Origin of the sequence: Streptomyces sp. Qhu_M48, assembly GCF_051305195.1 — a bacterium.
Lineage (GTDB): Bacteria > Actinomycetota > Actinomycetes > Streptomycetales > Streptomycetaceae > Streptomyces.
In genome coordinates this window covers 4094816-4107716 of sequence record NZ_CP195432.1, presented here as the reverse complement: position 1 = coordinate 4107716, position 12901 = coordinate 4094816, and the positions used below count along the sequence as shown (strand labels likewise).

Genomic DNA, 12901 nt, shown 5'->3' with positions numbered 1-12901 from the left:
ACGCGCCGTGGTCAGCAGGCATGATGCGACGATCTGTTTGTGGCTGGTGTGATCACGGCGTCGGATCCGTCCTGGATAGCCCCGTTTACCGGGCTCAGCCCACGAGCCTTCGGGAAGCTGGTGACGGTTCTGCGGCGCGAGGGTGCGGACGTGGTCCGCAAGGGCCGGCCGTGGAGTCTTCCACTGGAGGACAGGGCCCTGCTGGTCGCAGCGTACTGGCGCACGAACCTCACGATGCGGCAGCTCGCGCCGCTGTTCGGGGTCTCGAAGTCAGCGGCGGACCGAAAAATCGATCACCTCGGGCCGAGGTTCGCGCTCCAGTCCCGCAAGCAGTTCGCCAAGGACGCCGTGCTCATCGTGGACGGCACCCTGGTCCCCACCCGGGACCACAGCATCGCCGAGCGGTCGAAGAACTACCGGTACTCCACCAACCACCAGGTCGTCATCGACGCCGACACCCGCCTGGTCGTCGTGGTCGGCCGGCCGCTCGCCGGGAACCGCAACGACTGCAAGGCATGGGAAGAATCAGGGGCCAAAGCCGCCGTCGGCAGGACCCTCACGATTGCCGACGGCGGCTACCCGGGCACCGGACTGGTCATCCCGCACCGCCGCGGGCGCGGGCAGAGCGAACTACCCGACTGGAAAGAGCAACACAACAAGTCCCACAAGCAGGTTCGGGCTCGTGTCGAGCATGTCTTCGCCCGTATGAAGACTTGGAAGATCCTTCGCGATTGCCGCCTCAAAGGCGACGGCGTCCACCACGCTGTGCTTGGCATCGCCCGAATGCACAACCTCGCCCTCGCCGGATAGGCCAGCGGGCTACACGACCACCAAGCCTGCCCGAGGAGACTCGGAGATCATTTACGGGACAGCCCTTAGGTTCTGTCCGGCGGATCATGTGACTGTCGAATCAGTGGCTCGTTGTTCTCGGCATGGGGCGGGGTGATCTGACGAATGCCGAGTGGGTCCGGCTGGAGCCACACCTGCCGGTGTCGGGGCAGCGTGGCGGCCGGTGGAACGATCACCGCACGGTGATCAACGGGATTCTGTTCCGGGTCCGGACGGGCATACCGTGGCGGGACCTTCCGGAGCGTTTCGGCAGCTGGAAGACCGTCTATGAACGGCACCGGCGCTGGTCGGCGGACGGCACGTGGGACCGGATCCTGCATGCCGTCCAGGCTGACGCCGACCTCGCGGGCCGGATCGACTGGAGCATGGTCAGCGTCGACTCGACGTCCTGCCGGGCCCATCAGCACGCGGCCGGAGCCCGCAAGAAGAAGCCACGCGTCCCGAAAAAAGGACCACGCCCCGGCACCACCGCCCCGACGAAGGACTCGGACGGTCCCGTGGCGGGCTGACCTGCAAGATCCACCTCGCCGGTGAAGGAGAATGCAGGCCGATGGCCTTCCTGGTCACGCCCGGCCAGTGGGGCGACGCGCCGCAATGATCGAGGTCCTGAAGCGCATCCGCGTTCCCCGCCCGCAGGGCGGTCATCCGCGCACCCGGCCGGACCACCTGGGTGGCGACAAGGCATACAGCTCACGCCGCAACCGACGCTACCTGCGAAGACGCCAGATCAAGCACGCCATTCCCGAACCGAAGGACCAGCGGGCCAACCGCAAACGGCGCGGCAGCAAGGGCGGCCGGCCTGTCGGCTTCGACAGCGAGATCTACAAGCGCCGCAACGAGGTCGAGCGGACGATCAACCGGCTCAAGAATTCCCGGGCCGTCGCCACCCGCTACGACAAGAGGGCCTACGTCTTCCACGGCACCGTCACGCTGGCTTCAATCCGCCTCTGGCTCAAGACGTGATCCGCCCGGTTCCAGCGCGTCAGCCCGCTTCATCAGGTCCGCTGCAACGTCGTCCCAGTCGGGACCGAAGATCTGCAGGACCATCGCAGCCTCCCGCATCAGATTGGGCTTGTTCGGCCGTTGCAGCAGCACCAGTCGATACGAGAGGTTCCGAATCCAGACAGGCAGATTTCCATCGACGTACTGCGGGCAGAGCTCGCGCAACATGGCGAGGATCGCGTCCGCATCGGCGAAGGTCAGCTCTTCGACGAAGTAGTACTCCCGGTGTTCCCGGCCGCACTCCGGTGTCGGCCGATACTCATCTCCATAGAGGCACCGAGCGTGCTCTGTCAGGGTGCTGTGCATGAACCGGAGCCTACGACGCCATGATCCGCCGGACAGAACCTAGGTCAGCGTGCCCGGGCGAGGTCCAGCAGGTGGTGCATGACCGCCACCGGCAGTGCCGGATTGCCTGCGGCAGCGGCGGCATGTGCCGGCAGGGTGAGCCGCCGGAGCAGTTCATCGGCGGGCAGCCTGGGGTCGCGCACCGCCCAGCCACCCACCTCAGGGTCGTCGGCCAGCCGCAGCACCAGCTCCGGCCCGGCCTCCGGGTCGTCCAACGCGGCGTGCCGCAGCCGCGGGTTGGGGTCGTCGGCGAACCGCGCCAAGCCGGGCCGGGCGAAGTTGCGGTGGTTGCGGTACCCCGACCAGTACCGGTCCTGCACCGTGGCGTACAGCTCCACCAGCAGCTCGTGCGGCGCGTCCTCGCACGATTCGCCCAATGTGCGCCGCACCCACTCGTCCTCGTCCGCGGCCAGCAGGGCCACCACGCCCGGCGCCAGGTGCGGCTGAGCCGCGAGCACCCGCCGCAGCCCGACGTGCGCCGACCGCGCGATCCGGCGGGCCGCCTCCGGGTCGGTCGCCTGCCGTGCGATCCAGGGCGGTGGCGACCAGAAGTGCTTCCACACCGTGCAAGGGATGGCCGTGCGCTGTTCCTCCGTCAGCTCCTCCCGCATCGATACCGCGAGCCGGACGTCGTTCTCGGGATCCTCCGCCAGTCGCAGGGCCAGGACGGTCGGTACCTCGGGATCAGCAGCGGCCTTCATCCGCACCGCCAGATCCGGGTGAGTCACCCGCTGCTCCGCCATCAGCACGGGCTGCGGCTCCTGCACCGCGACGGGCGGTTTCTCACTCTCGCCGACGATCCGCCGGATCTTCGGTTCCAGGTCCTGCGCCAGGATCTCCAGCACCCCGGCAGGGATACGGCGCTTGTACTCGAAGAGCATCACCGCGTACACGAACCGGACCCGTGGTTCCGGATCCCGCGCGAGCCGGGCCAGCACGTCGACGTCCGCCGTCGCGTTCTCCGTCACGTCCAGCCGGTGCTGGATCTGCGGCGAAGCCACCAGCAGCTCCGTCGCTGCGGCATCCAAGGTCCTGTGCTTGAGCCAGAAGCTCGGCATCGGCAGCTCGTCGAACTCCAGCAGCCGGGCCAGGATCTCCACCGGCAGCACCTGATTGCCCGCCAGCCCCTGGAGCCAGCCGTCCACCACATCGCCATCTGCAGTTGCCCGCTCCAGGGCCCCACCCAGTCCGTCCATCCCGCCATTCTCGCTGCCCCGACGCCATGGGTTCGCCGCTGGCCGGCGCCACCAGGCCCGCCCAGCACGGGCGCACGCCCGGCCATGACCGAAGCAACAGCTCGCAATAGGCGAGAGAAGGGGAGGCAGGCACAGGAGTGTTGCGGTCGCGGAAGCGGTCGCGGCACGCGTCTGGGCCGCGTGGGGCGGGGCGTACGGCGTGGAGGTCGAGCACCACCACATCGACCACCCGGTCCTGCCCGCCTCGACCCCGGCCTGACGGCCCGTTCCGGCCCCGCCGGCGCCCTGTTGGTGGGAGAGTTGTCTCCACGTCGTAGGCCGGTCCCCGCGTACGCGGGGATGATCCATTTCTCTGTTTCACGGCAGCGTTGCTGTCCTTCGCCAGCGAAGTTAGTCGTGTGCAGCGCCCCGAACTGGGTCGACTGCCTTGGATGTCAACACCAGAGCTGGACTGGCTCGGGCGAGGGCAGCGTGCACCCGCCGGTGGCTAAGGCGTCAACTCGGCCATGACGTGATACGTCCCCTTATATGAGAGGCATCCAGAGCCCCAGCATCACGGCCACACAGACGCCGGTGAGGAGCAGTGAGGCTCTGGCGGCAGAACGGAAGGACTCCGGTCTGTTCCGTGCTGCGCGGAAGCCGATCTGCAGCAGAAAGCCACCCACCGCACAGCCCAAACCCATGCTCGTCACCGCGAGCGAGAGAGCCTCCTCGTCGTTCGCGACGAACTGGCCATCTCCGGCGAGGGTGTCGCGGTAGGTGAGAATGGCCCCGATCAGGACCACGAGGCTGATGCCGAGCCCGATGAGCCCCACCGCGAGCCCCGTCCCCCCGGTCATCCTCGGCTTGGTGCGCGACAGGTCCGTACTCAGGATCACGTGTCTGCCCTGCGTGAGGGCGAACAGTTGCACGGTGGAGCCGCGGCCGACCCGGGCCGTAATCGGCTCGCCGCGACCGGGCAGCGTGGCTCGGACCCGCTCGCAGCGCACAGCGTGCACTCCGGGCTCGACCTTAACGGTGTTGCTGACGCCGCTCTCGACGTTGACGCACCAGACGCCATCGACGATGACCTTGAGCCGCACCCCACTCCGATTGGTGACCGTCAACGCTCCCCGCTCCTCCATTGGCGAGGACGCCGGAGTGATAGGCCCGCCGCCGCGCAGTGCGTCCCGGGCCGCCTTGGCGACCTTGCGCCGCACCCCGCTCAGATTGGTGACCCGCAACGCTTCCCGCTCCTCCGTTCGCGGGGATAACGTCCCGGGCGAGGCATGTGCCACCTTTTCCGTGATCGTCGCCGTGGACCCACCGCCGCGCAGCATGTCCAGGGCCGCTGTGACGGTCGGGCGGTCGCCGGGTTCTTTGGCCAGCAGGCGGGTGATCAGAGGGGTGAGGGCGCCGGCCCGCTCCGGGGGCGGGGCCTGGGCCAATGCCACCGCCGCCAGGGTCGCGGTCGGGGTCTCTCGCCGAAATGGTGAGACGCCTTCCACTGCCTGGTACAGCGTTGCTCCCAGCGAGAACAGATCACCGGCCGTCTCATCGATGCCGTTCAACCGCTCTGGTGCCATGTATTCGGCGGAGCCGATGACCCCACCGGTGGAGGTAAGCGCGGTGTCCGTCTGATGCACGGAGATACCAAAGTCGGTCAGCAACACCTGTCCGTCGCGGGCGAGCATCACATTGGCCGGCTTCACATCCCGATGCACGATCCCCATCACGTGGGCCGCACCCAACGCCTTGAGCAAAGCGCCGGCCACCTCGGCCACGCGCGGTGCGGGCAATGGGCCCTCGGCGCGTAGTCGCTCCTCCAGGGAACACCCGTCGACCAGCCGCATCACCGTCCACGGCACGCCGTTCTCGACCACCACATCGTGGACGGCAACGATGTGCGGATGATCCCGCAACTTCGCCGCGTTACGTGCCTCACGCGTAGCACGGGCCACCCGCTCGCGATGTAACTCGTCCGAGCCGGCCGGCGGCAGCCAGATCTCCTTGACCGCCACCTCCACGCCCAACGTCTCATCGTACGCGGCCCACACACGCCCGAACCCACCAGACGCCAGCCCCTCGACAAGCCGATAACGCCCACCGACGACTCGCCCTACCCTCGCTTCCCCTGCCAACCCGCCGCCCCTAACTCCTAGTTCAGCGCAATCGTGCTCAGCGTACGGACACGATACCGAGCATCAATTAGCAAGCCCACGTCAAGTTGGTGGCTAGGTTCGCTGCTATGGAAGCCGAAACGGCTGGGTTCACTGTCAACCGCCTCGGTTGGATGTCAGGGGACAGTTGCCCCCGCGCACGCGGGGAGATTGGCTCCAATTGGAGCCAATTCGTTCGAGCCTGCTCTCGAACCGAAGTGGAAACTATTGTTTCCAACGGTCGGCTGACCGCCACCGATCACCGGGCCCGCCGACCTGACGGTCGGCGGGCCCACAACAGTCAGGTCCCCGATCGCAGCCGGTCCAGCTCGCTGCCGATCGCTTCCCGCAGCACGCCATGTTGCGGGCCGAGCCTGAACTGCTCGTCACTCCACCGTTCACGCGGATAGAGCCATACAGGCTTGTCCACCACATCGGCCGGCTCCCACGCGAACCGCGGCCAGACATGCGCATGCAAGAACGGGTCCGTGTTCCCCAGGATCTCCAGGTTGACCCGTCGGAATGCCGGATCCAGCCGCCGACAGGCCCGCTCGACCGCCTCACCGAGCTGGTCCATGTCAGACAGGAACGACAACCGCTTCGCCCTCGGCAGGTCCGACAGCCGCTGCACATCCGGCTCGTCCACGAGGAGAACCGAGTAGCCCGGCAGGAACTGAACATCCCCGATCACCGCGAACCCCGACGTCAACCGTCGCAGCACCGTCGGGTTCTCGTCCCTCAGCGCAGCCCCGATCCGGTCCATCCGCCAGTCACCCGTCATGGCCAAAACCTACATTCTGGCGATCAAGGACCGCTCTTCGAACCCGACCCTCCTCGCACAGTTCAAAGGCCAAGCAAGTGAGGCGAGGAGCGGCCCCGGCCGTTTTCAAGGCTCTGACCGGAGTTCCGTGAAATCCCAGGTCAGGAGCCGTGTGGCGGAACGTTCCGGCAGGGCATATCTCGCTGGTGGGGGTTTGCTCGCTGGATGATGTGCTGTTCCCGGACGTCGATGTGCGGTTGGAGGCCGTGGAGTTCACGGCCGAGGTATTGGTGGTGGTAGCTGCCGCTTGCGGTCCGCCGCCCAGATGCCCGGGGTGCAGTGCCCGGGCTCGGCGGGTGCATTCCTGCTATGAACGGTGCCTTGCCGAGCGGCCCTTGTCTGGGAGGAGTTGCTGGTCAGGCTTCGGGTCCGAAGGTTCTTCTGCGACCGGGCCGCGTGCCGGCGGCGAACGTTCGTCGAACAGGTCGGCGGGTTGAGCGAGCGGTATCGCCGCTCCAGTCTCGGGCTGAAGACCCGGCTCCGTCAGGTCGCGGTCGAGCTCGGTGGGCGGGCCGGCGAACGGCTGTGCCGCCGCATGCACCTCGCCGCCGGACGCACGCGGCTGCTGGAGCTACTGGATCCCCCGCCGGTGCCGGAGCGAGCCCCGCGGGGGCTCGGTGTCGACGAGTTCGCCTTCCGAAGGGGCCGTACTTACGGAACCATCCTGGTCGACGTGGAAGCCGGTCGAGTCGTGGATGTTCTGCCCGACCGAACCTCCGAGAGCTTCGCCGCCTGGCTCCGCGAGCATCCAGGCGCCGAAGTCATCTGCCGCGACCGGGCCTCGGCCTACACTCGCGCGATCAAGGACGCCGCACCTGACGCTGTGGAAGTCGCCGACCGCTGGCACCTGCTCCAAAACCTCGCCGCCGCAGTGGAGAAGACCTGCCACCAGCACCGCGCCTGCCTGCGCAAACGTGTCGACGAGGTGACCGGTCTTATCCCGGAGGCGCCGCCCCTGATGCAGCTCCCACTCCACGAACTCCCGCGGACACCGATCATGGAGCGGACTCGGCACCGCCACGCTGACGTCCAGAACCTCGTCGCCGCGGGCTGGACCATCAGCGCCATCGCCCGCCGTCTCCACCTCGACCGCGAGACTGTCCGGCGTTTCCGTGACACCGACCTCGACCAGTGAGCTGCACTGCGTTTCGTGGAGTCCCTGATGCCAGGGTTACGATCCTGGCGAAGGAGATCCACGAGCACCATGCCTGCACCACGTAAGTACCCGGACGAACTCCGGGAGCGCGCGATCCGCGAGGTCCGCAGCACCGGCCGCCCGATCGCGCACGTCGCGAAGGACCTCGGCATCCACAAGGAGGCCCTGCGCGGCTGGGTCCGCCAGGCCGAGGCCGACCGGGGCGAACGCGACGACCGGCTGACCTCCGCCGATCAGGACGAACTCAGGCAACTTCGCAAAGAAAATGCCGAGTTGAGGCGGGCGAACGAGATCCTCAAGGCCGCGTCGGTGTTTTTTGCCCAGGAGATCGACCGTCCCCGGACGAGGCCGAGCGGGTGATAGACCACCTGCGCCAGACGGGTCTCGGGGTCGATCCCGTCTGCCGGGTTCTCGAGCTGTCGCCGTCGACGTACTTCGCCCGCAAGAAGCGGCCGAAGTCGGCCCGCCGGCTCCGCGACGAGCAGCTCATGCCGCTGATCGAGGAGATCCACGCGGAGTCGGGCGGCACCTATGGCGCCCGCCGGATCACCCGCGCGCTTCGGCGCAAAGGCGTCGTCGTAGCCCGCTGCACGGTCGAGCGGCTGATGGCCGAGCTGGGCCTGGAGGGCGTCATCCGTGGCCGGCGGCGCCGCACCACGGTCCCGGAGCCGTCAGCGCCCCGGCCGCCGGACCTGGTCGACCGCGACTTCACCGCCTCGCGGCCCGACCAGCTGCGGGTGGCGGACATGACGTATGTCCGGACCTGGTCCGGGTGGGCGTACGTGGCGTTCGTCCTGGACGTGTACTCGCGGATGATCGTCGGCTGGCAGGTCGCGAACCACATGAGGACCGAGCTCCCGCTGGACGCTCTGGAGATGGCGCTGTGGAGGTGGAGGATCAAGAAGGACTCCGGCCTCATCCATCACAGCGACCGCGGGTCCCAATACGTATCAATTCGGTATACCGACCCGCTCGCGGACATCGGCGCCTCTGCCTCCGTCGGGTCGGTCGCGGACTCGTATGACAACGCGATGGCCGAGGCCCTGAACGGCACCTTCAAGGCCGAACTCATCGAGATGCAGGGCCCCTGGAAGGACGTCGACCAGGTCGGACGGGCGATTTTCCAGTGGATCACCTGGTACAACGAAGAACGCCTCCACTCTGCGCTCGACTACGTACCGCCCGCCGAGTACGAGGAAGCCTTCTGGTGAACCCAGGAGCAGACCCCGCAGTCCGCCTGAACCAAGACCACCGGACTCTACGGAACTCGGGGCAGCTCACTGGAGCTCAGGCGTCGTCGAAGGCCACGTCAACAGAGTCAAAACCCTCAAGAGGGCGATGTACGGCCGAGCCTCCTTCGAGCTCCTTCGTATCAGGATCCTCACGCGGGCCTGATCTGCCCATCGCCGATCCGGGTGGTCTGCAACCCGTGCTCTCGGCTTCGGTCGGCCCTGCCACAATCCGGAGATGACGAACGATGCCGTGGGTGTACCCGCAGATCTACCTGATCCTGCCGTGGTGCTGGCAGGCACCGACTGGGATGTGCTGGAACACGGCATGGGGTCAGCCGAGGACGCTCCTCAGATCCTGGCCGAACTCCTCGATGCCGACCAGCGTGTGAGGTCAGAGGCATTGGATTACCTGCACCACGTGGTGCACCACCAGAACACTCTGTATGACGCGACGGTCCCCGCCGCCCTCTACGTGGCCGGGATCCTCACCGACCCGCGAGCTGGCCTGCCCTTCGACAAGCAGCCCCACGACTTCCCTGGGCCCCTGCGCGCCGCATTGCTGGGCTGGCTGGGCTCGGTCGCCGACGCGGCCAGTGACGAAGCCGCCACGATCAGCCGCAGCGTCGGCTTCCCACCGGAGGAATACCCTCCATTCGTCCAGACCTGCCTGATTCGGCCCTCGCTCCACTCCGCGGTCGCAGTCTTCCTCGACGACTCAGACCCGCATGTGCGCGAAGCGGCAGTCGCTGCCTGCATCCCTCTGCTGGACGACCCACGCCTGAACCATCACCGAGAGAAGTTGGTCCCGCTTCTCCGGGACCCGTTGGCCGTGAGCGAGCTCTGGCAGTACCGCGAACGGGCGATCGAGACGCTCGAAACATGGGGCGAGGACATCGCGGGCCTGCACCTGAGGCGAGACGCATTCGCGGTCTGCGATCCACAAGGCACCACCACAGCGTCGCCGACGGCGAATCCGGAAGCCCACTGGGGCGGCGCTGACGATCTTCCGTTCTGACCAGCGATCGAGCCCCGGTCGAAGATCGTTCACGAAATTGCGGTCAGAGCCCGAAAATTCCTCAGTGTCGCTCTTCGTCCCAGTTGGTTCACGAAGTGAATCAACTGGGGAATGTGGGGAGCGGAAAGCACAAGGACTCACCTATCGACTGTCGGTGAGTCCTTGAGTGCGGGTGCGTCAGTGGGACGAGACGAACCCTGCTGACTGGTCGAGGTGGAAGGGTGAGCCGGGGCTTTCGGCCGTCCAGCCCTGGGTGAGAGCGGTGCGGATGGCGGCAGCCACCTGGGATGGCAGGACTGGGCTGCTTGGGGTTCCGAACCAGTTGGTCGGATGCGGCTGGTTGGTGGTGATCACCAGTGTGGTGCCTGGGTTGTCCGCATGCTCGACCGCGTAGGTGAGAGGCCAGTGGACGAGTCCCTGGTCGTAGGTCGGCCGTCCGCGCAGGCGCCATCGGTAGGTGGTGCCGTCCACGTTGATGAGCCGCGATCCCTTTTTGACCAGTGCCATGTCCACATCCTTTCCCATGTGACAGTAGTGAACGGCGACTGATCGTGTCCTGCCAATTCCTGTCGGACGGTGTCAGTGTCTGCGCATGGGGATCACGTCCCGACTTGCTGCTGGGATGGTGGGTCGCGCGGCTTCAGGGGTGGCCAGCAGGGCGACGATGGTGACGGGCTTGTCGCAGTGCGGGCAGTTCCGGACGGCCGTGGGCGCGAGTGGTGTCGGGTCTGGCGACGCTGGCGTCATCGGTTCGCCTTCAGCGACGTCGGCGGCTTCGTCGCGTTCGCGGCGTCGGCGTCGGCGCCGAGCGGCCTCTGCTTTGCAGCGGGGGGTGCAGTAGGTGTGCCGGGCTGCAGCATTGCGGTTGACCTGGAATGACGTCCAGCAGATGGGGCACTCCCGGAATTCAACCTGCACGTCCGGTCACTCCTTTGCGGAGGTTGTCGGCGTGGGACTGGTGTGATCGGAGCCGGTAGGAGGGTCCGTCGATGCCGACCACGGCGGCGCGGTGAAGGAGCCGGTCGAGCATCGCGGCGGCAACGGTCGCGTCGCCGAAAGCGCCTGCCCAGTCGGCGATGCCGACATTGGTCGTGAGGATGGTGCTGGACTTCAGATACCTCTGGTTGATCACCTGGAAGAGGGCTGAAGCGCCGTCGCCCGGCAGTGGGAGGTAGCCCAGTTCGTCGATCACGAGGAGGCGGGGTCCGGCGAAGAACCTCATGATGCTTGACCAGCGGCCTTCGAGTGCGGCTTTGTGGCACTTGGCGGCGAGTTCGGCTGCGGTGGTGAAGTAGACGCGGTGGCCGGCATCGACTGCGGAGCGGGCGAGTGCGACGGCCAGCATCGTCTTGCCGACGCCGGGCGGGCCGACCAGCAGGACGTTCGAGGCGTTGTCGAGGAACCTCAAGGTGGCCAGGTCGCGGATGAGTTTCTCATCGACGCCGGGCTGGGCGGCGAAGTCAAAGTCGTTCAAGGTCCACGGTTCTGGCAGGCAGGCGAACCGCAGCCGGGAGAAGAGCTTGCGTGCCTCAGTCGCCTCGACCTCGATCTCTAGGAGTTTCTCCAGGGCGGTGGTGAGGGTCATTCGCTCGGCTCGGGCCTGGTCCAGGACGCGGGGAAGGGCTTCGGCGGCGTCGTTGAGTTTCAGATAGGACAGGTGGCCTCGCAGCTGTTGGTAGCGGCGGGCCTCGCTCATCGGCATGGGGTCACTCACTCTCTCGCTCCTGGTCCTCGTGGGTGGGGGCCTGCCGGAGCCGGTCGGCGACGGCGGCGTAGTGGGACAGGTCGATCACGACCCGGTTCGCGACATCCGATTCAGGTCGGCCGCGAAGCTTCTCGGCTTCCGCCTGGGCCGCGGCCGATGGAGGCCGACGGACCTTGGTGCGGCAGGGCGCCTTGTCGGAGAACGAGGCAAGTACGGCTCGTTCGAGGGCGATGACGTGTCCGGCGTCCCGGATGGTCTGCCCGGCTCCGTCCGGTGCCCGGCGGGGGTGGGCGATGACCGCGCGGCCGGCGGTGAACACATGCAGGTCGTCCTCGCCGAGTCGGATCCGGACCGTGACGTGGGCGCCGGTCAGACCAGGTGGGACCGAGTACTGATTGCCGGCGAAGGAAACCAGTCCTTGGGGGCTGACGACGCGCGTCTGTTCCAGCTCGGCGGGGAACGGTCGGGTCGGCAGGTCCAGCAGCGGCTCGGCCTCGGCGAGCGAGGCAACCGTGGTCGAAGTTCCGTCGAGCTTGCGTTTGCGGCTGTCCATCTGCACGGCCAGTTTGTCGATGCCGTTCTGGCCTGCCTCGATGCTGATGCCGTCCGGGACGGTTCGCCACCAGCGTTGGGCCGCTGAGTGGTTGGCCTTCTCGACGACACCCTTGCGGTTTCCTCGTCGCGGCGGACAGATATCGACGCCGGCTCCGTAGTACTTCGCGACGGCGGCGAAGCCCGGCAGGACCCGTCCGGTCGGCGGGTGGCAGACGGTGGCCATCCGGTCGAACCGCCACCTTCGGGCGGTTCCGCCCAGGCGCCGCAACACGGCGTCGATTGACTGCACCAGGTGCGGGAAGGTCTCTGCCTCCGCAAGTACGGCCCGCCATCGGCCCGAGTGAGCCAGGGCGCCGACCAGGAGATGCGCGTTGGCGCCGACGCCCCACTCCGCGGGCGGGTCCGGGAGCTCGACCCAGTCGAACTGGATCTCCTCGCCCGGAGGATGCGCGATGATCGCCACGTCGCGACCGTTCGAAGCCCGGCATGGTTCGCAGTGCGGTCGTGCCTTGTATCGCCGCAAGGCACGGGTGAAGGTAGAGTAGCCGCCCAAATAGCCGAGTTCCACCACTTCGTCGAAGAGCGTCGATGCCCACAAGTGCGGGTCATCGGCCAGCCGTTGGCGGCAGTACTCCAAGAAGGGCGTGAACGTGTCCGGCGACTGGCGGCGATATCCAGAGACTCGCTCGCCGTTCAGATATGCGCGGATCGTCTTGCGGTCGTGCCCCAGGTGCCGGGCGATCGCCGAGATCGACCAGCCCTGGCGACGCAGTGCGTGAGCATCCACGTCTTCCTCCCAGGTGAGCATCCAGGGCCCTTCAACAGGCCGAACTCCGTGCTCACGCAGGCTCTCCACGACACGCCGGCACCAGTTCGACACGCCGGGAA

The 12901-nt window shown here is 67.2% G+C and carries 11 protein-coding genes and 1 pseudogene; 5 read left to right on the top strand and 7 right to left on the bottom strand.

Annotation, left to right across the window (positions count from 1 at the left end; translation table 11 throughout):
* Window positions 1-39 precede the first annotated feature (39 nt).
* Entirely contained in the window at window positions 40-810 is a 771-nt protein-coding gene (locus tag ACRRSS_RS18775; RefSeq protein ID WP_435972268.1) for a transposase, read from the top strand.
* A 122-nt stretch (window positions 811-932) separates the two neighbouring features.
* Window positions 933-1812: pseudogene (locus ACRRSS_RS18770) on the top strand (IS5 family transposase).
* Here the strand turns inward: ACRRSS_RS18770 and ACRRSS_RS18765 are convergent.
* The 4 genes from ACRRSS_RS18765 to ACRRSS_RS18750 form a co-directional block, all read right to left on the bottom strand.
* The gene (locus tag ACRRSS_RS18765) at window positions 1786-2157 is read right to left on the bottom strand and encodes a hypothetical protein (protein ID WP_435972267.1); all 372 of its coding nucleotides are present in this window, start codon (window positions 2155-2157) and stop codon (window positions 1786-1788) included. The pseudogene ACRRSS_RS18770 and the gene ACRRSS_RS18765 sit on opposite strands and share 27 nt — an antisense overlap.
* A gap of 44 nt (window positions 2158-2201) precedes the next feature.
* Window positions 2202-3392 carry a hypothetical protein gene (locus ACRRSS_RS18760; RefSeq protein WP_435972266.1) on the bottom strand — a complete coding sequence of 397 codons (1191 nt, stop codon included), beginning with the start codon at window positions 3390-3392 and terminating at the stop codon, window positions 2202-2204.
* 524 nt (window positions 3393-3916) lie between these two features.
* Window positions 3917-5512: a serine/threonine-protein kinase gene (locus ACRRSS_RS18755; RefSeq protein ID WP_435972265.1), complete on the bottom strand. Its 1596-nt coding sequence runs from the start codon at window positions 5510-5512 to the stop codon at window positions 3917-3919.
* Between the two features lie 319 nt (window positions 5513-5831).
* Window positions 5832-6311 (bottom strand): diadenosine tetraphosphate hydrolase, encoded by a 480-nt coding sequence (locus tag ACRRSS_RS18750; protein WP_435972264.1) that lies wholly within the window; start codon window positions 6309-6311, stop codon window positions 5832-5834.
* Between the two features lie 472 nt (window positions 6312-6783).
* On the opposite strand from ACRRSS_RS18750, the gene ACRRSS_RS18745 reads away from it, so the two are divergent.
* The 3 genes from ACRRSS_RS18745 to ACRRSS_RS18735 all read left to right on the top strand — a co-directional run bounded on the left by ACRRSS_RS18745 (window position 6784) and on the right by ACRRSS_RS18735 (window position 9753).
* Window positions 6784-7485: a transposase gene (locus ACRRSS_RS18745; RefSeq protein ID WP_435972263.1), complete on the top strand. Its 702-nt coding sequence runs from the start codon at window positions 6784-6786 to the stop codon at window positions 7483-7485.
* A gap of 69 nt (window positions 7486-7554) precedes the next feature.
* A protein-coding gene (locus tag ACRRSS_RS18740; RefSeq protein WP_435972262.1) for an IS3 family transposase occupies window positions 7555-8717 on the top strand; the annotation gives its coding sequence in 2 pieces (ribosomal slippage) (window positions 7555-7819 and window positions 7819-8717; 1164 coding nt in all).
* Window positions 8718-8973: 256 nt separating this feature from the next.
* Complete coding sequence (locus tag ACRRSS_RS18735) at window positions 8974-9753, top strand: hypothetical protein (protein ID WP_435972261.1); 780 nt, start codon at window positions 8974-8976, stop codon at window positions 9751-9753.
* Between the two features lie 177 nt (window positions 9754-9930).
* Here ACRRSS_RS18735 and ACRRSS_RS18730 read toward each other — a convergent pair whose 3' ends face one another.
* The 3 genes from ACRRSS_RS18730 to ACRRSS_RS18720 all read right to left on the bottom strand — a co-directional run bounded on the left by ACRRSS_RS18730 (window position 9931) and on the right by ACRRSS_RS18720 (window position 12821).
* Window positions 9931-10260 carry a hypothetical protein gene (locus tag ACRRSS_RS18730; protein WP_435972260.1) on the bottom strand — a complete coding sequence of 110 codons (330 nt, stop codon included), beginning with the start codon at window positions 10258-10260 and terminating at the stop codon, window positions 9931-9933.
* A 400-nt stretch (window positions 10261-10660) separates the two neighbouring features.
* On the bottom strand, window positions 10661-11467 hold the full coding sequence (gene istB, locus ACRRSS_RS18725) for an IS21-like element helper ATPase IstB (protein ID WP_435972259.1): 807 nt from the start codon (window positions 11465-11467) through the stop codon (window positions 10661-10663).
* Window positions 11460-12821: an IS21/IS408/IS1162 family transposase gene (locus ACRRSS_RS18720; protein WP_435972258.1), complete on the bottom strand. Its 1362-nt coding sequence runs from the start codon at window positions 12819-12821 to the stop codon at window positions 11460-11462. Before ACRRSS_RS18720 ends, istB begins: the two co-directional genes overlap by 8 nt.
* Window positions 12822-12901 lie beyond the last annotated feature (80 nt).